General features: G+C 65.6%; 25 protein-coding genes and 1 pseudogene. 18 read left to right on the top strand and 8 right to left on the bottom strand.

From position 1 onward, the window contains the following. Positions 1-42: 42 nt before the first annotated feature. The 6 genes from AC13HB_RS05360 (at position 43) to AC13HB_RS05335 (ending at position 4,618) form a co-directional block, all read left to right on the top strand. On the top strand, positions 43-1,095 hold the full coding sequence (locus AC13HB_RS05360; RefSeq protein ID WP_482948702.1) for a Rieske 2Fe-2S domain-containing protein: 1,053 nt from the start codon (positions 43-45) through the stop codon (positions 1,093-1,095). Further along, positions 1,095-1,310, top strand: a complete 216-nt coding sequence (locus tag AC13HB_RS05355; RefSeq protein WP_482948701.1) for a twin transmembrane helix small protein — start codon at positions 1,095-1,097, stop codon at positions 1,308-1,310. Before AC13HB_RS05360 ends, AC13HB_RS05355 begins: the two co-directional genes overlap by 1 nt. A gap of 4 nt (positions 1,311-1,314) precedes the next feature. Beyond that, positions 1,315-1,890 (top strand): cob(I)yrinic acid a,c-diamide adenosyltransferase, encoded by a 576-nt coding sequence (locus tag AC13HB_RS05350; RefSeq protein WP_482948700.1) that lies wholly within the window; start codon positions 1,315-1,317, stop codon positions 1,888-1,890. 122 nt (positions 1,891-2,012) lie between these two features. Continuing rightward, positions 2,013-2,600: a YceI family protein gene (locus AC13HB_RS05345; protein WP_482948699.1), complete on the top strand. Its 588-nt coding sequence runs from the start codon at positions 2,013-2,015 to the stop codon at positions 2,598-2,600. Between the two features lie 336 nt (positions 2,601-2,936). Next, the gene (locus AC13HB_RS05340; RefSeq protein WP_482948698.1) at positions 2,937-3,686 is read left to right on the top strand and encodes an electron transfer flavoprotein subunit beta/FixA family protein; all 750 of its coding nucleotides are present in this window, start codon (positions 2,937-2,939) and stop codon (positions 3,684-3,686) included. Between the two features lie 2 nt (positions 3,687-3,688). Then, positions 3,689-4,618, top strand: a complete 930-nt coding sequence (locus AC13HB_RS05335) for an electron transfer flavoprotein subunit alpha/FixB family protein (protein ID WP_482948697.1) — start codon at positions 3,689-3,691, stop codon at positions 4,616-4,618. A 62-nt stretch (positions 4,619-4,680) separates the two neighbouring features. Here the strand turns inward: AC13HB_RS05335 and AC13HB_RS05330 are convergent, their stop codons facing one another. From AC13HB_RS05330 to AC13HB_RS05315, 4 genes are all read right to left on the bottom strand, one after another. Next, positions 4,681-6,093 (bottom strand): amidohydrolase family protein, encoded by a 1,413-nt coding sequence (locus AC13HB_RS05330; protein ID WP_482948696.1) that lies wholly within the window; start codon positions 6,091-6,093, stop codon positions 4,681-4,683. Positions 6,094-6,180: 87 nt separating this feature from the next. After that, positions 6,181-7,263 carry a helix-turn-helix domain-containing protein gene (locus AC13HB_RS05325; protein ID WP_482948695.1) on the bottom strand — a complete coding sequence of 361 codons (1,083 nt, stop codon included), beginning with the start codon at positions 7,261-7,263 and terminating at the stop codon, positions 6,181-6,183. A 75-nt stretch (positions 7,264-7,338) separates the two neighbouring features. Beyond that, the gene (locus tag AC13HB_RS05320; protein WP_482948694.1) at positions 7,339-7,677 is read right to left on the bottom strand and encodes a hypothetical protein; all 339 of its coding nucleotides are present in this window, start codon (positions 7,675-7,677) and stop codon (positions 7,339-7,341) included. 266 nt (positions 7,678-7,943) lie between these two features. Beyond that, positions 7,944-8,534 (bottom strand): TlpA family protein disulfide reductase, encoded by a 591-nt coding sequence (locus AC13HB_RS05315; protein WP_482948693.1) that lies wholly within the window; start codon positions 8,532-8,534, stop codon positions 7,944-7,946. Positions 8,535-8,561: 27 nt separating this feature from the next. Between AC13HB_RS05315 and argH the strand changes: the two genes are divergently transcribed. The 5 genes and pseudogenes from argH to AC13HB_RS05290 all read left to right on the top strand — a co-directional run bounded on the left by argH (position 8,562) and on the right by AC13HB_RS05290 (position 14,202). Further along, on the top strand, positions 8,562-10,001 hold the full coding sequence (argH, locus tag AC13HB_RS05310) for an argininosuccinate lyase (RefSeq protein ID WP_482948692.1): 1,440 nt from the start codon (positions 8,562-8,564) through the stop codon (positions 9,999-10,001). Positions 10,002-10,012: 11 nt separating this feature from the next. Further along, the gene (lptM, locus tag AC13HB_RS05305) at positions 10,013-10,180 is read left to right on the top strand and encodes an LPS translocon maturation chaperone LptM (protein WP_482948691.1); all 168 of its coding nucleotides are present in this window, start codon (positions 10,013-10,015) and stop codon (positions 10,178-10,180) included. 111 nt (positions 10,181-10,291) lie between these two features. Beyond that, positions 10,292-11,191: a hypothetical protein gene (locus AC13HB_RS05300; protein ID WP_482948690.1), complete on the top strand. Its 900-nt coding sequence runs from the start codon at positions 10,292-10,294 to the stop codon at positions 11,189-11,191. A gap of 55 nt (positions 11,192-11,246) precedes the next feature. Beyond that, positions 11,247-11,444, top strand: a pseudogene (locus tag AC13HB_RS05295) (IS6 family transposase); the annotation flags it as partial. A 208-nt stretch (positions 11,445-11,652) separates the two neighbouring features. Then, the gene (locus tag AC13HB_RS05290) at positions 11,653-14,202 is read left to right on the top strand and encodes a DUF4175 domain-containing protein (RefSeq protein WP_482948689.1); all 2,550 of its coding nucleotides are present in this window, start codon (positions 11,653-11,655) and stop codon (positions 14,200-14,202) included. A gap of 22 nt (positions 14,203-14,224) precedes the next feature. Here AC13HB_RS05290 and AC13HB_RS05285 read toward each other — a convergent pair whose 3' ends face one another. Beyond that, the gene (locus AC13HB_RS05285; RefSeq protein ID WP_482948688.1) at positions 14,225-15,085 is read right to left on the bottom strand and encodes an MJ0042-type zinc finger domain-containing protein; all 861 of its coding nucleotides are present in this window, start codon (positions 15,083-15,085) and stop codon (positions 14,225-14,227) included. 121 nt (positions 15,086-15,206) lie between these two features. Between AC13HB_RS05285 and ftsE the strand changes: the two genes are divergently transcribed. The 5 genes from ftsE to AC13HB_RS05260 all read left to right on the top strand — a co-directional run bounded on the left by ftsE (position 15,207) and on the right by AC13HB_RS05260 (position 19,404). Continuing rightward, positions 15,207-16,055: a cell division ATP-binding protein FtsE gene (ftsE, locus tag AC13HB_RS05280; RefSeq protein WP_482948687.1), complete on the top strand. Its 849-nt coding sequence runs from the start codon at positions 15,207-15,209 to the stop codon at positions 16,053-16,055. Then, positions 16,048-16,953, top strand: a complete 906-nt coding sequence (locus tag AC13HB_RS05275; protein ID WP_482948686.1) for a cell division protein FtsX — start codon at positions 16,048-16,050, stop codon at positions 16,951-16,953. Before ftsE ends, AC13HB_RS05275 begins: the two co-directional genes overlap by 8 nt. Before the next feature lie 105 nt (positions 16,954-17,058). Next, entirely contained in the window at positions 17,059-17,658 is a 600-nt protein-coding gene (locus tag AC13HB_RS05270) for a YdcF family protein (RefSeq protein ID WP_482948685.1), read from the top strand. Next, on the top strand, positions 17,658-18,392 hold the full coding sequence (locus tag AC13HB_RS05265) for a lysophospholipid acyltransferase family protein (protein ID WP_482948684.1): 735 nt from the start codon (positions 17,658-17,660) through the stop codon (positions 18,390-18,392). Before AC13HB_RS05270 ends, AC13HB_RS05265 begins: the two co-directional genes overlap by 1 nt. A 4-nt stretch (positions 18,393-18,396) precedes the next feature. Further along, positions 18,397-19,404, top strand: a complete 1,008-nt coding sequence (locus AC13HB_RS05260; protein WP_482948683.1) for a DUF2125 domain-containing protein — start codon at positions 18,397-18,399, stop codon at positions 19,402-19,404. Between the two features lie 12 nt (positions 19,405-19,416). On the opposite strand, the gene hisC is transcribed toward AC13HB_RS05260, so the two are convergent. Together hisC and AC13HB_RS05250 are read right to left on the bottom strand one after the other, a co-directional pair. After that, entirely contained in the window at positions 19,417-20,505 is a 1,089-nt protein-coding gene (gene hisC, locus AC13HB_RS05255) for a histidinol-phosphate transaminase (protein ID WP_482948682.1), read from the bottom strand. An 8-nt stretch (positions 20,506-20,513) separates the two neighbouring features. Then, positions 20,514-21,287 (bottom strand): class I SAM-dependent methyltransferase, encoded by a 774-nt coding sequence (locus tag AC13HB_RS05250; protein ID WP_482948681.1) that lies wholly within the window; start codon positions 21,285-21,287, stop codon positions 20,514-20,516. A gap of 73 nt (positions 21,288-21,360) precedes the next feature. On the opposite strand from AC13HB_RS05250, the gene gloB reads away from it, so the two are divergent. Continuing rightward, positions 21,361-22,131: a hydroxyacylglutathione hydrolase gene (gene gloB, locus AC13HB_RS05245; RefSeq protein ID WP_482948680.1), complete on the top strand. Its 771-nt coding sequence runs from the start codon at positions 21,361-21,363 to the stop codon at positions 22,129-22,131. 1 nt (position 22,132) lies between these two features. After that, positions 22,133-22,597: a cupin domain-containing protein gene (locus AC13HB_RS05240; protein ID WP_482948679.1), complete on the top strand. Its 465-nt coding sequence runs from the start codon at positions 22,133-22,135 to the stop codon at positions 22,595-22,597. Here the strand turns inward: AC13HB_RS05240 and AC13HB_RS05235 are convergent. Next, a complete protein-coding gene (locus tag AC13HB_RS05235) occupies positions 22,594-23,343 on the bottom strand; it encodes a DUF4908 domain-containing protein (protein ID WP_482948678.1) in 750 nt (249 codons plus the stop codon). The two genes, AC13HB_RS05240 and AC13HB_RS05235, sit on opposite strands and share 4 nt — an antisense overlap. Between the last annotated feature and the right edge of the window lie 54 nt (positions 23,344-23,397).

Genomic DNA, 23,397 nt, shown 5'->3' with positions numbered 1-23,397 from the left:
AGGCGCTAGGCAGGCGCGGCGCTTCGCGCTATGTGCGGTGCCATGTTTGTGAAAGACCTCTGGTATTTCGGCGCCCTGTCGAGCGAGCTGAAGCCCGGCCAGCATCTCCACCGCGAGCTGCTGGGCCAGCCCATCCTGTTCGGCCGCGACCATAACGGCAAAGCCTATGCGCTGCGCGATATCTGTCCGCACCGCGGCATCCTGCTCTCGGGCGGCGAGGCACAGCAGCATGACGGCGAGACCCATGTGGAATGCCCCTATCACGGCTGGCGCTTCCGCACGGACGGCTCCTGCGCCGCCATCCCGTCCCTGACGGCCGACCAGGCCGAGGCGATGGATCTCTCGAAGATCCGCACCCGCGCCTATCCCGTGCACGAGGACCAGGGCCTGATCTGGATCTACTACGCGGACGAGAGCGAGGACGGAAAGCCGCCCTGCATCGATCCGCCCAAGCTGGACATGCCCGAGGGCGAACGTCCGCGCATGATCATCAAGGACGTCTTCAACTGCCCGATCGACCATGCGGTGATCGGCCTGATGGACCCGGCGCACATTCCCTATATCCACCGGCAATGGTGGTACCGGACCAAGAAATCCGTGCGCAACAAGGAGAAGGCCTTCGGCCCGATCGAGCGCGGCTTCTCCATGCTGCCGCACACGCCCTCGGCCAATTCCTTCGTCTACAATCTCCTCGGGGAAGGCCGCACGACCGAGATCCAGGTCCAGCTGCCGGGCCTGCGCTACGAATACATCAAGGCCGGCGGCAAGCATGTCACGATCTTTACGGCCGTAACGCCGACGAACGAGAACTCGACCGCGATTACCGTGGCGATCTACTGGAACCACCCGATCCTGAGTTTCGTGCCGCGCCCGCTGCTGCGCCTCGCCGGCGAAACCTTCCTGGGCCAGGACCGCGATGCGGTGAACGCCCAGCAGGTCGGCCTCGCCTACGATCCCAAGCTGATGCTGATCCACGACGCCGACGTGCAGGCGAAATGGTATTTTGCCCTCAAACGGGCCTGGGAAAAGCATCGCGAGACCGGCGAGCCCTTCAGGAACCCCGTCAAACCCGCCACCCTGCGCTGGAGAAGCTGATGACCACCGACACCCTCCTCACCGGTTTCCTCTATATCGCCATGCTGGCGGTGGTCGGCGTGCTGATCTTCGGCATCGTCAATCTCTATCGCGGCGACGAGAAAGCCCGCTCGCGCTCCAACAAGCTGATGCGCCTGCGCGTCGTGCTGCAATTCGTCGCCATCCTGATCCTTCTGGCCATCCTCTGGGTGCGCCAGAATTACGGCGGCGCCTGATCCCGTGGTCCGCCTGACGAAAATCTACACCCGCACCGGCGACAAGGGCGCGACGCGGCTCGGCGACATGTCCGAGACCGTGAAGCACGATCCGCGCGTGGCCGCCTATGGCGATGTCGACGAGACCAACGCCGTGCTCGGCCTCGCCCGCAGCGCACTCGGCGACGCGCCCGAACTCGACGCCAGCCTTGCTCGTATCCAGAACGACCTTTTCGATCTTGGCGCGGACCTCTGCGTCCCGGAAACGGACGAGCCACGCGACTGGCAGCCCTTGCGCATGACGGCGGCCCAGACCGAAAGGCTGGAGGGCGAGATCGACGCACTCAATGCGCGACTGAACCCGCTCGAGAGCTTCATCCTGCCCGCCGGCAGCGAAGCGGCAGCCCGCCTGCACCACGCCCGGACAGTCTGCCGCCGCGCCGAACGGTCCACCACCGCCCTCGCCGCCTCCGGCGCGGCAGTGAGCCCGGCCGTGCTGACCTATCTCAACCGCCTCTCCGACCTGCTCTTCGTGATGGCCCGTATCGCGAACCTCGAGAGCGGCGGCGACGTGCTCTGGGTGCCCGGCGGCGAGCGATAGCCGGCCCCTTCCCTCCGCACTCTTTCCACGACGGAAACATCAACTTGTCGCGAAGCCGGTCGATTTCGCGCGCGCATGCCTTATCTGTCGCTGCGACAGTTCAACGCACAAGGAGAGTGCAGATGTTTCGCGAGTTGATCCTGGCCGCCGCGCCGGCCGCCCTGTTCGCCGCCGCCGTCCACGCCGAGCCGGTCGCCTTCGATTTCGACAAGAACCACACGCAGATCGAGGCCAGCTGGGTCCACCAGGGCTATTCGACCATGTCGCTCCAGTTCACCGACTATGACGGCACGCTGGTGCTGGACATGGAAAACCCGTCCGCCTCGCAGGTCGACATCACCTTCAACCTGATCGGCGGAATCTGGGCCGGCGCCAACCAGGACCGTTTCATCGGCCATCTCAATTCGGACGACTTCTTCGAGACCGCGCTCAATCCGACCGCGCGCTTCGTCGCCACCGGCTTCCAGACCGAGGACGGCGAGACCGGCGTGATGACCGGCGACCTGACCATGAACGGTCAGACCCATCCGGTCTCGCTCGACGTTACGCTGAACCGTGTCGCGGAAACCAATGACGGCCGCACCAAGGCCGGCTTCACCGCCACCGGTTCCCTGATGCGTTCGCAGTGGGATATGGGCTATGCCGTGCCTTACGTCTCCGACGAAATCGACCTCTTCATCTCGACCGAGCTGGTGGCCGAAGCGGAATAGGCTCCGTCAGAACTGATCCAGAAAGGGCGCACCCGGGGTGCGCCCTTTTTGATTTCAGCCCGCCGGCTTCGGGCCCTGTCAGATCGAAAACATACCGAAACATCAAAACTACATTCCCGGCACTCGATGTGACCGCGGCATTGCGGCTGCACACGCAGTTGCAAATGACAGAACGCCCCGTGCCGCCGCTCGCCATACCCACAATACCGTGACTGCGAAATGACGCAGACGTAAGCCAGCTTGACGCATTGACTTGCCGCACTTGCGAAGGCAGTTTCCCGGCCTACTCTTTCACGGTGCGCAGAATACCCGCGCGCGGCCAACCGGAGCCCAAGCATGAAGATTCTCGTCCCCGTCAAACGGGTCGTTGACTACAACGTGAAGGTCCGCGTGAAGCCCGATCAAACGGGCGTCGACCTCGCGAACGTCAAAATGTCCATGAACCCCTTCTGCGAGATCGCTGTCGAAGAAGCGATCCGCCTGAAGGAGCAAGGTGTCGCCACCGAGATCGTCGCGGTCTCGATCGGCCCGGCCCAGGCGCAGGAGACGATCCGTACCGCGCTGGCCATGGGCGCCGATCGCGGCATCCTGATCCAGACCGACGACACGGTCGAGCCGCTGGCCGTGGCCAAGCTGCTCAAGGGCGTGGTCGAGGAAGAGAGCCCGGAGCTCGTCATTCTCGGCAAGCAGGCCATCGACGACGACAGCAACCAGACCGGCCAGATGCTGGCGGCGCTGCTCGACTGGCCGCAGGGCACCTTCGCCTCCAAGGTCGAAATGGCCGACGGCAAGGTCAATGTGACCCGCGAAGTCGATGGCGGCCTGCAGACGGTCGCGCTGCAAATGCCAGCCATCGTCACCACCGACCTGCGCCTCAACGAGCCGCGCTATGCTTCGCTGCCGAACATCATGAAGGCCAAGCGCAAGCCGATCGACACCAAGGCCCCGTCCGATTACGGCGTCGACACCGCGGCGCGTCTGGAAGTGCTCAAGGTCACCGAGCCGCCCAAGCGTGAAGCCGGCGTCAAGGTCGAGAGCGTCGCCGAACTGGTCGACAAGCTGAAGAACGAAGCGGGAGTGATCTGACCATGGCTGTTCTCGTTATTGCCGAACACGACAATGCCGAACTCAACGACGCCACCCGCGCGGTCGTGACCGCCGCCAAGGCGATCGGCGGCGACATCCACCTCCTCGTGGCCGGTTCCGACTGCCAGGCCGTGGCCGATGCCGCCTGCAAGATCGACGGCGTCGCCAAGGTGCTGCACGCCGAGAGCGATGTGCTGGCCAAGCCGACCGCCGAAGCGCTGGACGCCCTCGTCACGCCGCTGATGGAGGATTACGACGCGGTCCTCGCCGCAGCCACCACGCAGGGCAAGAATTTCATGCCCCGCGTCGCGGCCAAGCTGGACGTCATGCAGATCTCGGAAATCTCGTCTGTCGAGGCGCCGGACACCTTCGTCCGCCCGGTCTATGCCGGCAACGCCATGATGACGGTGAAGTCCACGGACGCGAAAAAGGTCATCACGGTTCGTCCGACGACCTTCGAGAAAGCCGGCGACGGCGGCTCGGCCACGCTCGAGGATCTCGGCGCAGCCTCCGGCCCGTTCAAGTCGGAATTCGTCTCCGAGGAACTCTCCGAGTCCGATCGTCCGGAACTGACCGCTGCCAAGATCGTCATCTCCGGCGGCCGCGGCATGCAGTCCGGCGACAATTTCCACCTGCTCGACAAGATCGCCGACAAGCTCGGCGCCGCGGTCGGCGCCTCGCGCGCGGCCGTCGATGCGGGCTATGTGCCGAACGACTACCAGGTCGGCCAGACCGGCAAGGTCGTCGCCCCGGAGCTCTACATCGCCGTCGGTATTTCCGGTGCCATCCAGCACCTCGCCGGCATGAAGGACTCCAAGGTCATCGTCGCCATCAACAAGGACGAGGAAGCCCCGATCTTCCAGGTCGCCGATTACGGCCTGGTCGCGGACCTCTTCAACGCCCTGCCGGAACTCGACGAAGCCCTCGGCTAGATCGAGCCCTCACGGCAAACGGACAACGCCCGGCCATTGGCCGGGCGTTTTTCGTCGGGGTTTCAGCGCACCGCCAGCATGTGCCGGCCCAGCCGCCACCAGGTGCGCAGCTCCGACGGGTGACGGCCCGCCTCGCCAAGGGCCTGAAGGTCTTCGCGCTCGAGCCAGCGGCCATCGCGCATGACCGCGGCCGGCGCATAAAGCAGGCTTATATCGCGGCGCGGATCGCCATTGACCAGAACGAAATCCGCCGCGCAGCCCGCAGCCAGGCACGCGATCTCGCCGCGCATGCCCAGAACGTCCGCCGGATTGACGGTCGCCGCCTGGATCGCCTCCATCGGCGTCAGCCCGGCGGAGACCAGCAATTCCATCTCCCGGATGGTCGAAATACCGTGCGGCGAGGCCATGACGCCGGAATCGGTGCCCACGGTCAGCGGCACGCCGGCCTCGTGCATCATGCCGGTAAAAGCGACGTAGAAGGCCTGCATCCGGCTGCGGTCGTCATGCGGGTATTGCGCCCAGTAGTCGAACCCGTCCTGTTCGAAGCCGGCGACCACCGGATTATAGCCGCGCATGGCGGGACGCGTGATATGGGCGCCGCGCGTCTCGACGATCCGCGCCAGGTTTTCGTGCACGACAAGCGTCGGATCGACGACCGCGCCGGACGCAGCGATCTCTCCGGCGAGGGCGCGGGCCAGGTCCGGATCCGTATCGTCGCCCAGGCCGTGCCAGACGATGGATTCGGTGTGTTCGATCGTGCGGAAGCCCGCAGGAAGAGTTGCCGCGAAGGACAGCGGATCGGCTTCCGTGCCCTCGACCGGGTGACCGCTCAGCGTCATCCCCAGCGCAGCGGCTTCCTCGCGGATGGCTGCAAAACTCTCGCGCGAGAGATTGGAATAGAGTTTGAGGTGGCGGTAACCGGCAGAGTACTGGCGGCGGACGGCGCGGCGCGCCTCGCCGGCTCCGTCGACGAATTCGTGCAGGGCATTGCCGTTGCGTCCGCCGGTCTCATTGATGATGGCGCCGGTCGTGACGAGGCGCGGGCCATACACATCGCCCCGCTCTATGCGGCGGGCGAGCGGCAGGTGGAATGGCATGCCGCCCATATTCCGCACCGTCGTCACGCCATGCGACAGGCCTGCGGCGAGATCGACCTCGTCGAACACATGAACATGCAGGTCGATCAGGCCGGGCATGAGCGTCCGTCCTCCCGCATCGATCCGCCCGATCCCGTCCGGGACTTCGAGCGTCCCGTCCGGGCCCGTCCGGATAATACGCCCGTCCACGACCAGGACCGACGCGTCCCGGCGAAGCACGCCGGTATAGGGGTCCAGCAGGCTCGCATGTTCGATCAGCCGGGACCGCGGCTCGGACCGGTCGGGAATCATGACTCCCGGCACGTGGAACACGGTAAAAATGAACGACGCCGCAGCGATTGCGACTGCGATCAGGATGATGGCGAAAAGGCGAAACATGAGATCTCCCGGGACAATTCCGGGAGAGATCAGCACGATGCCCGCCATGGGTCGTCCGGAATCCGGATTCCGGACGTACGGAATTCGTCAGACGCGGGGGGCGCCGGAAGCCCGCCCGTCTCCCGGCTGACGCAAGCCGGCTGCATAGGCTGACGGCGTCTGGCCGGTTTCCCGCTTGAAGACGTCGTTGAAGACCGATTTGGAGCTGAACCCGGCCGTAAAGGCCAGGTCGATCACGCGGCGGGACGTCCCGGCCTCCGCATCCTCGCGCATCATCGCGCAGACATCCTCGATCCGCAGGGAATTGACGTAGTCGTTGAAATTGCGGCCCGTCGCCGCCTTGATCGCCCGCGACACGGCCCGCTCGCCCAGACCGGCTGCCTCGGCCACTTCAGGTCGGGTCAGGCGAGGCTCCGTGTACAGCGCCTCGCCGCGGACCACCGCATCGATGCGATCGAAGGCTCCGCTCTCTTCGGCCTTCAACTCACGGCTTGCACCGCCGCTTTCCAGCGCGCCGGGAGCCAGGCCTCCGAACAGGCGGGAATGCCGGACGGCCAGCAGGATCAACAGCGTGACGAAAGCCAGCGAGACGCTGAGCTGGAAGAAATAGGCGGACTGCGTGTCCAGCCAGGGCCAGTAAGGATGGAGCCAGTGGGCGTCCATCCGCACGATGTCGAACACTCCGTCGACCACATAAAAGCCGATCAGGGCGTAGAGCCAGTTGAGCTGGATCGATTGCGCATCGGACCGGGTCTCCCGCGTGGCCCGGTGATAGCGGTGGACGAGCCGCAGCGCGGCGGCAGCATAGATGAAAAGGCTCAGCCGTGCTGCATGCTCGACCAGGGCGATCTGCGAGGTGAAGAGCAGCGCGACCAGGAAGGGCACCGCATGGGGCCAGTCGCGCCAGGTCAGGGCCGGACCGGACATCATGACGCCGCGCGCGACCAGATAGACCAGCGGCGGATAGGCCAGCCGGAAGGCCGGCGTCACCAGCCAGACTTCGCGAAATCCGGCAATCTCCTCGAGAAAGTTGAACACCATCCAGGAGGCCGACATGGCCAGAAGCACCGTGACCGCCCGCAGACGCGGCGCACTCACCGTCAGCACGATGCCGACGGCGGCGATCGCCATCAGCGCGATCTGAACGAGATTGACCGGTTCGATGATCATCTGGGTCCCTGGACTGGTCGCGGCAACGCCAAATCTCCCCGGCGCCGACCACGCGATTACACCGGACCGGACGGGTCAGGTCCAGCCGCGAAATTCCCGGTATTCGTCGAGCACCTGCAGGCACCGGCTCAGAACCGCCGCAGCGTCCGCATCGCCCCTGTCGAGCGCCCCGTAGGCCTCGGTGACGGCCGCATGTACATGGTGCGGCGCCCGCAGGATCGTCATCGTATCGAGTCCGGCTTCCGGTTCGGGAATCGCCGCCGGATCGCGGCCGGCCTCGATCGCTGCGCGCAGCTCGGTCAGATCGCCGGTCACCGTGTTCAGATGTCGTCTGAGCCGGGTCTCGCGCCCGCGATGCTGGAGCATGATGACGACCAGCACGGCGACAAGGATGACGGGGAGGAAGAGAGCCATGATGTATCCGGGCTTAGCCTCCTGCACCCCGGAGCCGCAAGGTCAGGGCGCAGGGAAGGTGCCCGGCCGAAGCGCCCGGGGCGCGGCGTCGGCCCAACGTCATCAATCCGTCGCGATGGACCGCTAGACAGGCGCCGATCCGCTCCTCCCCGAACGGATGTCCGACTCAGACGATCCCTCCGAGTCGGGACCACACGAACTCAAAAGGGCTGCCGTTTCCGCGGCAGCCCTCTTTTTTGTTCGAATTTCCAGGGAGCGCCGGCGGATCAGGCGGAGCCGCGGGCGATGGCAGCGCGGATGAGGGCGTAGGCCTCCTCACTGTCCCATTCGGCCGGAGCCGGCAGTCGGCCGATCTCACGGCCATAGGGGTCGTAGAGGATCGACATGGGCAGGCCGAGCGCATTCACCAGGCCCGGGCTGGAGAAGGTCCCGTCATGAATGAGCGGAAGGTTTTCCAGCTCCATCCGGGCAAGGAAATCGCGGGCCGGCTCGATACCGCGGTCGAGCGAGACCGTCACCACATCGAACTGATCGCCTCCCATTTCGGCCTGCAGCCGGTCGAGCGCCGGCATCTCCTCGACGCAGGGTCCGCACCAGGTCGCCCAGAAATTCACCAGAATGACCTTGCCGCGATAATCGGACAGGCGGACTTCATTGCCGTCACCGTCGGTATAGACGAGGTTCGGCTGGGCCGGCGGATTGTCGACGGTGACGAAAGCGCGCATCTCCCCGCGCGCATAGCTGTCCAGCGCACCCGTATCGCCCTTGTCCATGGCGGAAAACACCACGTATACAATCGCGAACAACCCGATCAGCGGCATGGCGATGAGCCCGGCCTTGAGGGGGGATAGTTTCATAGTTTTCTCCATACGGACGGGACGCACATGAGCAAGGATACCGACAACGCTTCGCACAACGGTACCACCGACGCCAGCGGCAAGGCTTCCAGTGCCATGTGGGGCGGACGTTTCGAGGCCGGCCCGTCCGCGGTCATGGAAGCCATCAACGCCTCGGTCGACATCGACCAGCGCATGGCGGAGCAGGACATCAACGGGTCCGTCGCACATGCTGAGATGTTGGGCGCAACCGGGGTGATTTCAAGCGCGGATGTGGACGCCATCAAGCGCGGCCTCGAAAAGGTCCGCGAAGAGATCCGCGCCGGCAATTTTCCCTGGTCCACAGCGCTTGAAGACGTGCACATGAATGTCGAGGCCCGGCTCAAGGAGATCATCGGCGAACCGGCGGGACGCCTGCACACGGCGCGCTCGCGCAACGACCAGGTCGCGACCGATTTCCGGCTCTGGCTCCGCGATGCCTGCGACCGCATCGACGCCATGCTGGCCGGATACCAGGCGGCCCTGCTGGCGCAGGCGGCCGAGCATGTCGATCAGGTCATGCCCGGCTTCACCCATCTCCAGACCGCCCAGCCGGTCTCGCTGGCCCATCACCTGCTGAGCTATGTCGAGCTCGCCGAGCGCGATCGCGGCCGCTTCGCCGATGCCCGCAAACGCCTCAATGAGAGCCCGCTGGGCTGTGCCGCCCTGGCCGGTACGGCCTTTCCGATCGACCGGGAAATGACCGCGAAAGCCCTCGGTTTCGACCGACCCATGGCGAACTCCCTCGACGGCGTCGCCGCCCGCGATTTCGCGCTGGAAGTGCTGTCCGCGGCCGCCATCTGTGCGGTGAACCTGTCGCGTTTCGCCGAGGAGATCGTGCTCTGGTGCACGCGCCGCTTCGGCTTTGCCTCCCTGTCGGATGCCTGGTCCACCGGCTCTTCCATCATGCCGCAAAAGCGCAATCCGGACGCAGCCGAGCTGGTCCGGGCCAAGCCGGGCCGCATCATCGGTTCGCTGACCGGACTTCTCACCGTGGTGAAGGGCCTGCCGCTGGCCTATTCCAAGGATCTTCAGGAGGACAAGGCGCCGGTCTTCCAGGCCATCGACGACCTCGAACTGGCCCTCTTGTCCATGACCGGCATGGCCGGCGATCTCTCCTTCAACGGCCAGGCAATGGAAGAAGCCGCCGGGGAAGCCTATTCGGACGCCACGGACCTCGCCGACTGGGTGGTCCGCGAGCTCGGCAAGCCCTTCCGCGACGCGCACCACATCGCCGGATCGATCGTGAAGATGGCGGAACAGGCCGACGTGCCTCTCGCGCAGCTGTCGCTGGCCGACATGCAGAGCGTAGAACCGGGTATCGACGAACGGGTGTTTTCCGTGTTGAGTGCGCGGGCATCGATGGAAAGCCGGACCAGCTACGGGGGAACCTCGCCGGTCCGCATTCGCGAACAGATTGCCGCCTGGCAGGACAAGCTCGGCGCCTGAGGAGAGGGTTGATGACGGGGAAATCGCAAACCGGCCGTATCGCGGGCTTCGCCTTGGTCGTGCTCAGCGCCCTTGCGGCCACCGCTTGCGGCATGCGCGGCGATCTGGAACGCCCGCCGCCGATCTGGGGCGACCCGCCGGAACAGTCCGAGGACGGCGAAACCGGCGGCGAAGACTAGCCGCAGCGCGCGCTCGAATCCCGGCACCTCCGTCGATTTGCCTTACGAGCTCATTCAATTTGCGTGCGACAACTAACCCGCGAAAATCGAGGCTACCTCGACGCGGGTCTTGTGAGTTTTGATGTGCTAAATTTGTCACGTGTAATTCATGTTCTGTTCCTGAGTCTCCTTTTTGGGGGCGGGCAGCTTGGTGCCCAGCCTGATGAGCCCGTGCCTGAAGGGGGGTGGCAATTAGTGATCGGGGCGCCCGAAGTATTTATCTACGGTATTCAGGATCAATCTGGAGGTGGGTATTGGTTTCTTCGGATGTTAAGCGACGCAGAATATGGCCTGTCGGGAGAGCAAGGGGGAGTTGTCGCGGTCCTTTCTCATGAATTTCCCGATTGCGCTTCGAGGCGTAGCGCCGCCGATTTGCTGGCTTACTACGAAGATGGTGCGCTTTATCCGTCGGAAAATAACGCTCACAGCGATGGGGTGATGCGACCATTTTCTGAGGGTTCAATCGCTGAGGTGCGATACGAATATATGTGCGGGCGCAGAGAGCCTCTTTTCGATATCGAGTTTACCCTGCAAAACGCAACCGAAGTGTTTCGCACCCACCTAAATAAGGAGGCACGCGCCAATAATTGGTTTTTGCTAACCCGCAGTTCCGGGGGGTACTATTTTATTCGCCCAGGAGCCGAAATTGGGGCGGGGGATTGGGTGAGCTGGGTTGGCAGAAGCAATCCTATCGATCAAGCATTGTTCGGGGCAGATTTTATAATGTATCGGGCTCACGTAGTTATTGACTGTGATTTAATGTCGGTATCATTCGACCCAGCGGTCGCGCATAGCTTTCCTAATCTCACATTTATACCGCCGCCACCTAATTCCGAAGAATTGTTTACCTATCAGGAGCAAGTGAGTCGGCGAGCTTTGGGTTTAATTTGTTTTGATGAGGGGCGGGGCGAAATCGGCTTGGATTATGAAGATATAAGGGCATTGTTGGACAATCTTGCATTGTCAGATTAGGGCGCTGTCAGAAGAAAATAGCTTGAGCGCCGAAACCCCGTTTCGTAGCCCCCCGATGCGTAATCCGTTCCGGTATTTCAAGACTTCGCCCGAGATCATTCGCCTTGCGGTGATGATGTATGTCCGTTTCCCGCTGGCGCTTCGGAACGTGGAAGATTTGCTCCACGAACGCGGCATCGACTTCACGCACGAGACGGTTCGGTTCTGGTGGAATCGCTTTGGGCCATTATCCTCGAAATCGATCCGCAACGAGTTCAGTCTCGAACGCCACTTCCATTCACGCTCCGACTTCAGGAAAAGCCGCTCCGCCGTCTTCGCCGAATGGCGTCATCTGGCTGCTTGAATTAGGGTCGCAGACGACCTTTCCAGACCACTCCACTTTTGTCCTACAGCACCGGGCTCTCAAAATCGTAATGCAGGCGGCTCTCGTGAATTCGTCAGGGCGTGATAGATTTTAGCCCATGCGTTCGAGAGCTCTGCTGACAGCCTGGATTGCCCTGGTATGGGAAAGATCCGTCCCGGTCCTCTGGCCCGGACTGACGGCGCTCGGCCTGTATCTCATCCTCGCCCTGCTGGGCTTGTGGGACTGGATCGGCGATCCCTGGCGCGCGCTCTATGCCCTGGCGTCGATCGGCCTCGCCGGCTGGCTGACCTGGCGCGCATCGCGCGGCTTCGCCTGGCCGAGTTCCGACGACACGGCCCGGCGGGTCGAGGCGGATTCGGGGATCGAGGCGCGCCCGCATGAAGCCCTGGTCGACACACCCAGCGAGGACGACCCGATCGCGCGGCGCCTCTGGGCCGAGCACCGCCGCCGCATGGCGGAACGCCTGAAATCCGCAAAAGCCCGCCGCCCCCACGCCGCCTGGGCGGCCTATGACCACTGGGCCGTGCGAGGCCAGATCGCCGTCCTGCTCGTCGTCGCCCTGATGATCGCCGGACCGGCCGCGCGCGGCCGCCTCTCCGAAGCCTTCAGCCTGACCCCGATCCTTGCAGGCGGCACGACGCTGAGCGTCGACGCCTGGATCGATCCGCCCGCCTATACCGGCCGGGCGCCGGTTTTCCTCGCCGAGGGCGAAACCCGCGCCGACATCCCGGAAGGCTCCACCTTCGTGACCCGGATTGCCGGCAGCCGCCGAACGCCGCGCCTCACCCTGACCGACGCCACGGGAAGCCAGCGCGCCGAGGCGAGCTCGATCGGAGCGAGCGTCTGGGAAGTCCGGCAGATCGTCATGCGCGACGGGACGCTGCGCCTCGCTGCGCCCGGACTGCGCGAGACGTATACGCTGAACGTGCTGGAGGACGAGGCCCCGGACATCCGGCTGACCGCCGTTCCGGAAGCCACCGCGGCGGGCGAACTCGACCTCCGCTTTACCGTGGCCGACGATTACGGCGCGACCGGCTATGCCCTCGAATTCCGCCCGGAGGGGGATCGCAGTGCCCCTTGGGAGCGGATGGAGATCGATCCCGTATCCGTCATCGCCGAGAGCGAGGAAGACGGTTTCCGGACCCTGCTCGAAACCGCCCGGCACCCGCTTGCCGGCACGCGTGTCACGATCCGGATGACGGCCGTGGACGCGGCGGGCAATATCGGCCTGTCTCCCGAACTGGGCGTGACCCTGCCCGAACGCGTTTTCCTCGATACGCTCGCGCGCGCCGTCGCCGAACAGCGGCAATGGGTGATGGCCGCCGATGGCGACTATGCGCCCCTGCCCGAGCGCCCGGCCATGACGGCCGAGGACATTCCGCCCGGTCCGGCCTTTCTCGCCGAAGATCCCCGGCGCCGCATCGAACGCGCGCCGGACGGGCTTCAGCGAACCGCGCGTGCCCTCGACGCCATTACCGACGCGCCGGAATATTTTTTCGAGGACCCGATCGTCTATCTCGGACTGAGCGAGGCGCTGCACCGGCTGCGCCGGGCGCGATGGCAGTCGGATCTCTCCGGGCTGGACGACGACCTCTGGGACATCGCCGTACGGGCGGAGCTCGGCTCGCTCGCCGATGCGGAAGCGGCCCTTCGCGCCGCCGAACGCGCCCTGATGGAGGCCCTCGCGCGGGGCGCCGACGAGACCGAGCTGGCCGCCCTGTTCGAGGCCTATGAAGAGGCCATGCAGAACTACATGGCCGCGCTCGCCCGCGAGGCCGCCGAGGAAGGCCGCTTCGCCGAGGGCGGCAGCGGGCCATCCATGGACAACGAAGCGCTCCAGGCCATGCTCGACGCCCTGCGCGAAGCCGCGGAGCTGGGCGATACGGCCGATGCCCGCACAGCCCTGGCGGCACTGGGCGAGATGCTGCGCAACATGCAGATGCAGCTCGGTCAGGGCAGCGGCGACGGCGAACAGAGCGACCCGATCTCCGAAGCCATTGCCGAAGCGCTCGAGGAACTCGGCGAAGTCATCGGCGAGCAGCGAAATCTGCAGGACGAAACCTTCGGCCTGAATCAGGAAAACCAGCAACAGGGTCCCGGCCAGCCGCAATCGGGGGCGGAGAGCGGCCAGGGCGAACAGTCCGGCCGCATGCCCCAGGGCCTCGCGGAAAACCAGAGCGGCTCGTCCGGCGCCCAGGCGCTCGCCGACGCCCAGGGCCAGCTCGCCCAGCGTTTCGGCGAAACGCAGGACTCCCTGCCCGGCGAAAGTGCCGAGGGCATGGGCGAGGCCGGCCAGGCCATGCGCGAAGCCGAAGAAGCCCTGCGCCGCGGGGATGTCGACGATGCGCTGGAAGCCCAGGAAGATGCTCTCGCCGGACTGCGCGCCGGTGCCGAAGAGCTGGCGCGCGAACTGCTCGAGCGTATGCAGGAAGGCCAGGGCGAAGGCGGACAGGGCGAGGAAAATCGCGACCCGCTCGGCCGCCCGGCCGACGGCGCCTTCGCCGACGGCTCCGGCGTCGATGTTCCTGACGAGATGAGCCGGGCCCGCGCGCGGGATATCCTGGAAGAGCTGCGCCGCCGCGCAGCCGAAGCCGGGCGTCCGCAGGAAGAACTCGACTATATCGACAGACTGCTCGACCGCTTCTAACGGGCGGCAGGATCAGACCTGATCAGTGCTGACCGCCCGAAGGGGGGGGGGGCGAAGCCTCGGCGGTCTGCTGACCGGTCGAGTTGCGGATTTCAGCAGGTTCGATCTGGTCCCCCGCGGTATCCTCGACCGTTTCCGGACCCTGCGTTTCGCCTTCCGTTTCCGGATGCGACTCATCCAGAGCGGGCTCATCCTGACGTGGTGCCGCCGCGACGACCACTTCGACCTCGACGGCCTGGGGCGGCGGATCGGACACGACGGTCCGGAAATCCTGACGCCTTCCGGCACGGACGCGGGTCGCCTCGAGCGGGATGTTCCATTCCAGCAGCGCCTGTCCGGTTTCGTCCCGGAGGATGGCGCGCAGACCAGGCACCGTACGGGTCCGGCGATCGAAATTGTGCAGATCGCCCTCGACGACCAGAAGCGGGACACCGTGATCGATATCACGCTCAACATTCAGCGTACCGACGCTGAAACCATAGGGGTTCACGTCGGCGCCAACCGCCGCATAGGCGGAGGAGGCACGCGGCCAGAGCGTGACGACATCGACCCGGAATATCCAGGCGGTCAGGAAGAAAAGCGCGCAGGCCGCGACGAGGCCGCCCCAGGCACTGCCGGCCACGGCGGCCGACATGGTGCGGCGCTTGGCGGCCTGACGCTCGCGGAAAACAGTGTGAACCTTCTTCTCCGGCTCGATCTCCGCGGGTTCTTCATCTATGGGCAAGGCGGCTTGCAGAGCAGGCAGATCGGCAGGGTCCTCGACCTCGGCGGTCCACACATGTCCGCACGATGCGCAGCGCACACGCCGGCCGCTCGAACCAATCGCCTGGGGATTGGCACGATAGCGCGTGGTACATGACGGGCAGCTGAGTACTATGCTCATATGAGTCGTCTGCGTCCTGCTTCGGCCTGCCCCGAGCCAGTGGAGGTTCTCCATCGACCCGAGTGAAAGTCATTCCCCGCACACCGATCCCGAGCCGGTCATCCGCTTCGACAATGTCGGCATGCGGTATGGAGCCGGACCGGAAATTCTGCGCGATTTGTCGTTTGATTTACCACGTGGTTCTTTCCAATTCCTCACCGGACCATCAGGAGCTGGAAAAACCTCGCTTTTGCGGCTGATTTATCTGGCCGCCAAACCCTCGCGCGGACTGATCAGCTTTTTCGGGCGGGATGCCGCAACACTGCCGCGCAAGGACCTGCCCGATCTCCGGCGGCGCATCGGCGTGGTTTTCCAGGAATTCCGCCTGCTTAACCATCTGAATGTCTTCGATAATGTCGCCCTGCCCCTGCGCGTGGCCGGTCGCAGGCGCCAGGACTATGCCGAAGACGTCGCCGAATTGCTCGCCTGGGTCGGCCTTGGCGACCGGATGGAGGCCCATCCCGCGACGCTATCCGGCGGCGAACAGCAGCGCGTAGCCATTGCCCGTGCGGTGGTCGCGCAGCCGGAAATCCTCATCGCCGACGAACCGACGGGCAATGTCGATCCGGAAATGGGCATGCGCCTGCTGCGCCTTTTCGTCGAGCTGAACAAGCTCGGCACGACGATCATCATCGCGACGCACGACCTGCAGCTCGTGCGCATGCTCGACGCGCCCGTGATGACACTGTCGAACGGGCATCTTCATATCCGCCCGCCGCGCAGTCAGCGCCAGGCGGCGGCCGCCGCGGCGGCAAGGGAGTTCCAGGCGGAACCCTTCTCGGACGCACCGCTCTCTCCCGCCCATCGGCCGCTTCCGCGCGAAGCGGAGGATGAAGAGGCCCTGACGGACGCCGAAGACGACGCCGGCGACGCGGACGATGACGATATGGACGGCGATACCGACGACCGCCGGGAGGGCCGCGATGACTGAGACCTTCCCGAAACCGCCCTCCGGCGGCAGCGGCCGTCTTCTTCCGCCCGACAAGGGACGCGATCGTCCCCTCTTCGTGGTGGCGTCCATCCTCGTCTTTCTTGCCTGTATCGCAGCACTCGGTGCGCGCGGCGCCTGGCTGCAGGCGGAACGCTGGACCAGCGATCTGGAAAGCAGCCTGACCATCCAGGTACGTCCGATGGACGACCGCGACGTGACCGCCGATGCGGAAGAGGCTGCACGCATCGCCGGCGAGCTACCCGGTGTGGCGAGCGCCACGGCGCGAAGCCGGGAGGATGCCGTCCGCCTCCTCACGCCCTGGCTCGGAGAGGGAAATCTGCCCGAGGATCTGCCTCTGCCGCTGATGGTGGAAGTCCGCCTGAACGGGAATGTCGAGGTGGACGCGGAGGCCCTGCAGGCGTCGCTGGATGCAGCCGGACTGGTCGCCCGCGTCGACGATCACGGACGCTGGGCCGAAGCGGTCAGGCGTGCAGCCCGGACCGCGCAGACACTGGGCGGTGCCTTGCTCGTCCTCCTGACCGGCGCAGCGGCCGCCGTCGTCGCCTTCGCCGCCCGTGCAAGTCTTGCCGCACGAACCGATGTCATCGATGCGCTGCATCTGTGCGGTGCCGCCGACAGTTTCATCGCCGGTCTGTTCGAGCGGCGCTTCTTCATGCTGGGGCTGAAATCGGGGGCCGCCGGCGCCTTTTTCGCCGGCCTGGTTTCGGTCCTCGTCTCGCTTGGCGATTCCCCGGCGGACATGGCATTTTTCCTGCCGCAATGGACCACGGCACCGTTCGAACTGGTCCTGCTGGTTCTGGCGCCGCTGCTGGCGGGCATGACAGCCGCGCTGTCCGCCCGGCTTGCAGTCGCCGCCGATTTGAGGGGACGCTGGTGACCGGTCACAAATCGGCCCGGATCGGATAGAAGAGTTCGCGAATGGACAGGCATGACAAGGCTCGCCGCAGGGACGGCCCGCCGCCCTCGACCGGAGGAGTGGCCGATGCGTGACGGTCGTTCGCAAACCGGCTCGCTCTTGCGCGCCATCGCTTTTCTTCTTGTCGTGGCCGCCATTATCGGCTTCGGCAATTATGCCGGCACGGTCACCGGCTACAAACTGCCGCCGGCGGACAACCGCTCCGACGCCATCATCGTCCTGACGGGTGACGCCGGACGTCTTGCCGCCGGGACGGAATTGCTGCGCGCCGGTCAGGCCCCGCACCTGCTGATTTCCGGCGTGAACCCGTCGACCACGCCCGGCGACATTCAGCGCTCGACCGGGTTGAGCGATGCGGAACTCGCCTGCTGCGTCACGCTGGGCCGCGACGCCACGGATACGGTCGGCAATGCCCGCGAGGCGAGCGAGCTGGTGCGTGCCAACGGTTATCGGCGCTTGATCATCGTCACGTCCGACTATCATCTGCCGCGGAGCCTTCTGGAAATGAAGATGTTGATGCCCGGCGTTGAACTTACCCCCTATCCGGTCCGGACCACGCCGCCCTGGCGCGATCTCGGCGCTGGCCGGCTCTGGCTGCAGGAATACGCCAAATACACCGCGGTCTGGCTGCTCCAGCCCTTCGCGCCGCGGCCGGACACCGCCTGATGAACACGCTGAAATCCTACGTTTTCTACGTCTATATGTACGGGCTGATGGCGATCATCGGCCTGATCTGCACGCCGGCCCTGCTCGGGCCGCGCAGCTGGTCGCGCGGCCTGCTGCGCCTTTATCTCAAGATCGTCTGGTTCGGCCTGCGCTGGATCTATGGTGTCCGCTTCGAGGTGCGAGGGCGCGAGAACCTGCCCGCAGGCGGCGCGCTGATCGGCTCCAAGCATATGAGTATGTGGGAGACGCTGGCATTTTGGGAAATTCTCCCCGATCCGGCCATTATCCTGAAGAAATCACTGATCTTCATGCCCTTCTTCGGCTGGTTTGCCGTCAAGCTCGGCAATATTTCCATCGACCGGAAGGGCGGTGCGAAAGCGCTGAAGAAAATGCTCCGCGATGCGGCGGCGCGCGGCGAGGAAGGCCGACAGGTCCTGATCTTCCCGGAAGGCACCCGCGTCGAACCCGGCGAGGCGCCGGACTTCAAGCCGGGCATTGCCGGTCTCTATCTCTCCATGAACCAGCCCTGCGTGCCGGTCGCGCTGACATCCGGGGTCTTTCTCAAATCCTATTGCGGCTTGAAGAAACCCGGCCGGATCGTGGTGGAATTCCTCGAACCCATTGAGCCGGGGCTCGACAAGCAGCGCTTCCTCAGCCTATTGCATGAGCGCATCAATACTGCGACCGACCGCCTGATCGAGGAGACGCGGGCGCCGGACGCACGGGAGCCGTAATCACATGCTGCGTTCGCGTTTCATGCTGCCCTTCGGCGGGATCGTCCTGCTGTTCGTGCTGTACACCGTCTACTGGTTCTTCGCCGGATCGAAAATCCAGGCCTCGGTCGAGGACTGGATTTCCGACCAGGAGGCGGCCGGCTACGCGATCGAGCACCAGGGCATCCGCATGGGCGGCTTCCCTTTCCGCTTCCAGGTCCGCATCGTCTCTCCGACCATTGCCGCGCCGCAGATCGAGGGCGGATGGGAAACGCAGTTCGCTGAATTGCGCGGCAATGCCATGCCGCATGATCTCAGCCTCTGGCGCGTGGATTTCTACGGCCCCATGCTGCTCAACGATTATATCGAGCCGGGCTCGCGCCTGCAGATCGATGCCGCCCGCGCCGCCTTCAGCCTGTCGCACAATTCCGACGGGCAGACCGAACGTGTCGGCGCCACCATCGAGCAGCTCGCCATCACCACGCTGGCCGGTCCGGCTCCCGATGTCAGCGCGATCGAGGAATTGCTGATCGGCAGTGCCGTCGAGGACAGCGATGCCCTGCGGCTTCGCATCGAGGCGCGCGGAGTCACCGCAGCGCCCGAGGCGCTGGAGCCGGACGTGATCCGCGCCTTCGGCCAGACAGCCGACGTCATGAAGGTCAATCTTACCGTCTCGGAATGGTCGACCCTGGCGCGCAGCGCCGACGCCAATGCCTGGACCCGGGCCGGTGGCCAGCTCGAAATCGTTTCGGCCGAGCTGGGCTGGGGTCCCGCGCATCTGACGGGGACCGGCGAGTTCACGCTGGATGCCATGGCCCGCCCGGACGGACGCCTCTCCCTGCGCATCACCGACCCGGACGCCCTCGCCGACGCCCTCGTCGAAGGCGGGCTGGTGCCGCGCGAGAACGAGGAAGCCCTGCGCCTCGCCGCCATGCTGGCACCGCGCAGCCCGGAGGGCGTATCACTGCCCTTCCGCGTCAATGATGGCGGAATCTATATCGGCCCGGTCCGGATCGGTTCGCTGGACCGATAAGGCCCCGGCAACCTAGCTTTTCATGAACTCTTCGAGGGCCGCGACGAGGGTCCGGTTCTCCGCAGCCTTGCCGACGGTGGCGCGCAGGGCGTTGGGCAGGCCGTAGGGCTGGACCGGCCGGATGATCACGCCCTTGGACGTCAGGAAGGCATCTGCGTCCGCCGCCGTCTTGCCCGGGGTTTCCGGGAAGTGGATCAGGACGAAATTGCAGACGCTCGGCGTCACTTCCAGGCCGAGACCGCCGATCTGCTGGCGCAGCCAGCCGACCCATTCCTCGTTGTGGTCGACGGAACGCTTCATGAAGTCGCGATCGGCGATGGCGGCGGTGCCCGCCTCGATAGCCGGCATGTTCACATTGAACGGGCCGCGCACGCGGTGCAGCACGTCGATGATGGACCGGTTGCCATAGGCCCAGCCAAGACGCAGGGCTGCGAGACCGTGGATTTTGGAGAAGGTACGCGTCACCACGATGTCGTCGCGCTCGCGGGCCAGCTCCATCCCGGCGGAATAATCCGCATCGCGCACGAATTCGGCATATGCGGAGTCGAGCACCAGCAGGGTCGAAGCCGGCAGGCCGTCGCGCAGGCGGCGCACCTCGTCGTCGCTGATATAGGTGCCCGTCGGATTGTTGGGATTGGCGATAAAGACGATGCGCGCATCATCGCCGGCCGCCTCGATGACGGCATCGACGTCGGTGCGGTAATTCTTCTCCGGGGCGGAGACGAGCTCGGCGCCGCACTGCATGGCGACCAGTCGATAGACCAGAAAGCCGTATTGCGACTGGACGACCTTGTCGCCCGGATTGAGATAGGCCCGGCCCAGAAGCTGGAGCAGTTCGTCGGAACCGGAGCCGCAGACGATATTCTCGGCCTCCAGACCTTCCTCGCGGGCGATCGCCTCGCGCAGCTTGGTCGCGCCGCCATCGGGATAGAGATGCAGCTTGTCGCGCGTCGCGGCGAAGGCGTCGGCGGCCTTGTCCGAACAGCCCAGCGCATTCTCGTTGGAGGACAGCTTGATCGGGTTGGCGTGCCCGGCGGCTTCGGACGCCCCCGGCTTGTAGGGGCGAATGTCGAGAATGCCGGCGCGCGGTTCGATGGCCATGGAAGTCCTCACTCCTCTCGCGGCGCAAGACGGGATGCCGGCGCCGGGTTCTGACGGGGAGATAGCGCGGGCTGCCCGCGGGCTTCAAGCCTGCGCACGCGCGCAGGTGCAGTACGCCGTTCCGGCGTGACCGCGCCGGTGTGCTTCACCGCCTCGACCATCAGCACGCCGCCCAGCCCCGCCCAGGCATATTCGCCGACCTCTTCCCACACATTTGCGATGCGGCGGTGCGTGGACCAGCCCCAGGGCGGCGCATAGAGCGCCCGCGACCAGGCCGTCGGCTCCAGCAAGGCGTCGTCGAGCAGGCCGGACAATTGTCCGCGTGAAAAGGGCTGCCCGTGCCCGAAGGGCGTATTGTCCAGCCAGGCCCAGAGCCCGGCGCGCGCCGCCGTGACGATGACCAGGCGGCCCTCCGGCGCCATCACGCGCCAGACCTCGCGCAAGAGGGGCTGCAACGCGTCCGCCTCCTCCAGGGCGTGGACCAGAAGGACACGGTCGAACATGGCCTCGGGAAACGGCAAATGCGTCTCGTCGCCGAGGGCCGCCGGACATTCGCCGCCTTCGGGCACCACGGCCCCCTGCCCCGCGGGCATGAAGGAGATGCAGCGCCGCGTTCGCCGCCTGTAGGGCTGGAGATAGGGTCCCGCAAAGCCGAGGCCGAGCATGTCGAGCCCGGTCACGTCGGGCCAGATCGCGGCCAGCCGCCGGGCGATCATGCGCCGCGCGGTCTCTCCCTGACGGGAGCGGTAGAAGCGAACGAGCTCGAGGGCATCACGTCGCACTGGCCAGCCTCCGGTCTGGTGCCTTACAACTGGACCTGATCCTTTCACACTCCCGAGCCGGACGGAACCGAGAATGAGCGCGCTCCAGATTCGCCAGTTTCCCTGCCTCACCGACAATTACGGCTTCCTGGTCCACGACCCGGACAGCGGCGAGACGGCCACGATCGACACGCCGGACGGGGAGACCATCGTGGCCGAAGCGAAGGCGGCCGGCTGGACCATTACCCAGATCTGGAACACGCATCACCATTTCGACCATGCCGGCGGCAATCGCACCGTCCAGGCGCTGACCGGCGCGCGTATCGTCGGCCCGGCGCGCGACACCCACCGCATTCCGGACATCGATGTGCCGGTGGACGACGGCGACCATGTCAGCCTCGGCAATCACACGGCACGGGTCGTCTTCACGCCGGGCCATACGCTCGGCCATATCTGCTATCTCTTCGAACAGGACCGGATCGCCTTCGTCGGCGATACGCTTTTCGCGCTGGGCTGCGGCCGCCTTTTCGAGGGCACGCCGGAGCAGATGTGGGACAGCCTCTCCACACTGGCCAGACTGCCCGACGAGACGAAGGTCTATTGCGCCCACGAATACACCCAGGCCAATGCCCGCTTCGCCCTGAGCGTCGATCCGGACAATCAGGACCTGCAGGCCTATGCCGCAGAGGTCGACCGCGAGCGCATTCATGGCGAACCGACCGTGCCGACGACGATCGGCGCGGAGAAAGCCGCCAACCCCTTCCTGCGCCCCGCCGACCCGGCCATCCGCGCCCGCCTCGGCCTCGAGGACGCCAGCGATACGGACGTCTTCGCCGAGCTGCGCAAGCGCAAGGACAATTTCTGAGATGACCGACAGCTCCGAAACGCTTCCCGGCCAGGCCCGCACCCTGATCGACATGCTGGGCATGCAGCCTCACCCCGAGGGCGGCTGGTATGCGGAGACCTTCCGCGACATCGCCGGACCGGACGGGCGGGCCCGCTCGACGGCGATCTATTTTCTCCTGCCCGCGGGCGAGGTCTCGCACTGGCACCGTGTCGATGCGATCGAGATCTGGCACTGGTATGACGGGGCCCCGCTCGCCCTGTCTATCAGCGAGGACGGCGACGGCGTGGAGACCGTCACGCTGGGTCCGGACATCCCGGCCGGACAGCGTCCGCAGGGCATCGTGCCGGAACAGGCCTGGCAAAGCGCCCGCTCGACCGGCGCATGGACGCTGGTCGGTTGCACGGTGGCACCGGGTTTCGAGTTTTCGGGATTCGAGCTGGCCGAGCCGGGCTGGGCACCGGAGAGCCTGCGCGGCGGCGGCTAGCTCTCGTTCGGTTCCGAGAGGAAAGCCTCGCGGATATAGGCCGAGGACGGGCGGCCTGCGAAACCGTATTGCGGCGCGATGACGATGACCAGCTCCGTACCGGTCCGGTAGGCGGCCGGGGCGTCGCCGGTGACAAGGCGGATCGATTCGAGATCACGGATGCGCTGACGCTCGCCGCGCAGCATGTCGACGGCGTGTATGACCCGGTTGAGCGTGTCGTACTGCACGCCCAGACCGGCCCGCGGCGCGGGTGTGTACTCGATCAGGATATCCCGGTTCAGCCATCGGGCGAGATCGTCGGCGAGACGGCTGGCGCGGCCGCGCACTTCCGAGGCCGAACGCGGGGTCGGCGCGATGCCGCCGGCCGGACTTGCATATTCGACGATGACGCCGTTCGGCGCTTCCGGCGGGAAATAGGTCGCGCCGCCCAGACCGGTCAGGCGCATGACTTCGCGTCCCGTATCGGTCACGAAAGCCGTACCGCCGCCGGGTGCGCGATTGGGGTAGAGGACCAGGACTTCCGCCTCGCTGTCGTCGCGCTCGCGCAGCAGGGCCGGGTCGCCGGACCGGTCGAACTGGAAGAACTCGCCGGTGTCCGCGCGCTGGTACCAGCCCGTAAGCTGCTGGCTGCGTTCATTGCGCAGGAGCCGGTCGCGCAGCGGGTTGTCCTGCGCCTCGGACATCGGCACAGAGATCGACCCGGCGCATAGCAGCGCGGCGAGTATGGCAAGAACGGATCGTGTCATCCCGAAAGGTGTATCAACCGGCAAGAGGGCAAATTTGGGGCAGGCGCTGCAATC

The organism is Maricaulis sp. B-26, from assembly GCF_056857855.1.
Note: the sequence above shows the minus strand (reverse complement) of the source record. Positions and strands in the feature narration are given on the sequence as shown.

What these genes read in the sequence shown, in the direction of transcription:
- AC13HB_RS05335 (WP_482948697.1), top strand. Translation starts at nt 3,689, where the DNA reads ATGGCTGTTCTCGTTATTGCCGAACACGACAATGCCGAACTCAACGAC.
- AC13HB_RS05320 (WP_482948694.1), bottom strand. Translation starts at nt 7,677, where the DNA reads ATGGCTCTCTTCCTCCCCGTCATCCTTGTCGCCGTGCTGGTCGTCATC.
- AC13HB_RS05345 (WP_482948699.1), top strand. Translation starts at nt 2,013, where the DNA reads ATGTTTCGCGAGTTGATCCTGGCCGCCGCGCCGGCCGCCCTGTTCGCC.
- AC13HB_RS05275 (WP_482948686.1), top strand. Translation starts at nt 16,048, where the DNA reads ATGACTGAGACCTTCCCGAAACCGCCCTCCGGCGGCAGCGGCCGTCTT.
- gloB (WP_482948680.1), top strand. Translation starts at nt 21,361, where the DNA reads ATGAGCGCGCTCCAGATTCGCCAGTTTCCCTGCCTCACCGACAATTAC.
- AC13HB_RS05340 (WP_482948698.1), top strand. Translation starts at nt 2,937, where the DNA reads ATGAAGATTCTCGTCCCCGTCAAACGGGTCGTTGACTACAACGTGAAG.
- lptM (WP_482948691.1), top strand. Translation starts at nt 10,013, where the DNA reads ATGACGGGGAAATCGCAAACCGGCCGTATCGCGGGCTTCGCCTTGGTC.
- AC13HB_RS05315 (WP_482948693.1), bottom strand. Translation starts at nt 8,534, where the DNA reads ATGAAACTATCCCCCCTCAAGGCCGGGCTCATCGCCATGCCGCTGATC.
- AC13HB_RS05360 (WP_482948702.1), top strand. Translation starts at nt 43, where the DNA reads ATGTTTGTGAAAGACCTCTGGTATTTCGGCGCCCTGTCGAGCGAGCTG.
- hisC (WP_482948682.1), bottom strand. Translation starts at nt 20,505, where the DNA reads ATGGCCATCGAACCGCGCGCCGGCATTCTCGACATTCGCCCCTACAAG.
- AC13HB_RS05330 (WP_482948696.1), bottom strand. Translation starts at nt 6,093, where the DNA reads ATGTTTCGCCTTTTCGCCATCATCCTGATCGCAGTCGCAATCGCTGCG.
- AC13HB_RS05270 (WP_482948685.1), top strand. Translation starts at nt 17,059, where the DNA reads ATGCGTGACGGTCGTTCGCAAACCGGCTCGCTCTTGCGCGCCATCGCT.
- ftsE (WP_482948687.1), top strand. Translation starts at nt 15,207, where the DNA reads ATGCGGTATGGAGCCGGACCGGAAATTCTGCGCGATTTGTCGTTTGAT.
- AC13HB_RS05325 (WP_482948695.1), bottom strand. Translation starts at nt 7,263, where the DNA reads ATGATCATCGAACCGGTCAATCTCGTTCAGATCGCGCTGATGGCGATC.
- AC13HB_RS05240 (WP_482948679.1), top strand. Translation starts at nt 22,133, where the DNA reads ATGACCGACAGCTCCGAAACGCTTCCCGGCCAGGCCCGCACCCTGATC.
- AC13HB_RS05285 (WP_482948688.1), bottom strand. Translation starts at nt 15,085, where the DNA reads ATGAGCATAGTACTCAGCTGCCCGTCATGTACCACGCGCTATCGTGCC.
- AC13HB_RS05260 (WP_482948683.1), top strand. Translation starts at nt 18,397, where the DNA reads ATGCTGCGTTCGCGTTTCATGCTGCCCTTCGGCGGGATCGTCCTGCTG.
- AC13HB_RS05355 (WP_482948701.1), top strand. Translation starts at nt 1,095, where the DNA reads ATGACCACCGACACCCTCCTCACCGGTTTCCTCTATATCGCCATGCTG.
- AC13HB_RS05235 (WP_482948678.1), bottom strand. Translation starts at nt 23,343, where the DNA reads ATGACACGATCCGTTCTTGCCATACTCGCCGCGCTGCTATGCGCCGGG.
- AC13HB_RS05265 (WP_482948684.1), top strand. Translation starts at nt 17,658, where the DNA reads ATGAACACGCTGAAATCCTACGTTTTCTACGTCTATATGTACGGGCTG.
- AC13HB_RS05290 (WP_482948689.1), top strand. Translation starts at nt 11,653, where the DNA reads ATGCGTTCGAGAGCTCTGCTGACAGCCTGGATTGCCCTGGTATGGGAA.
- argH (WP_482948692.1), top strand. Translation starts at nt 8,562, where the DNA reads ATGAGCAAGGATACCGACAACGCTTCGCACAACGGTACCACCGACGCC.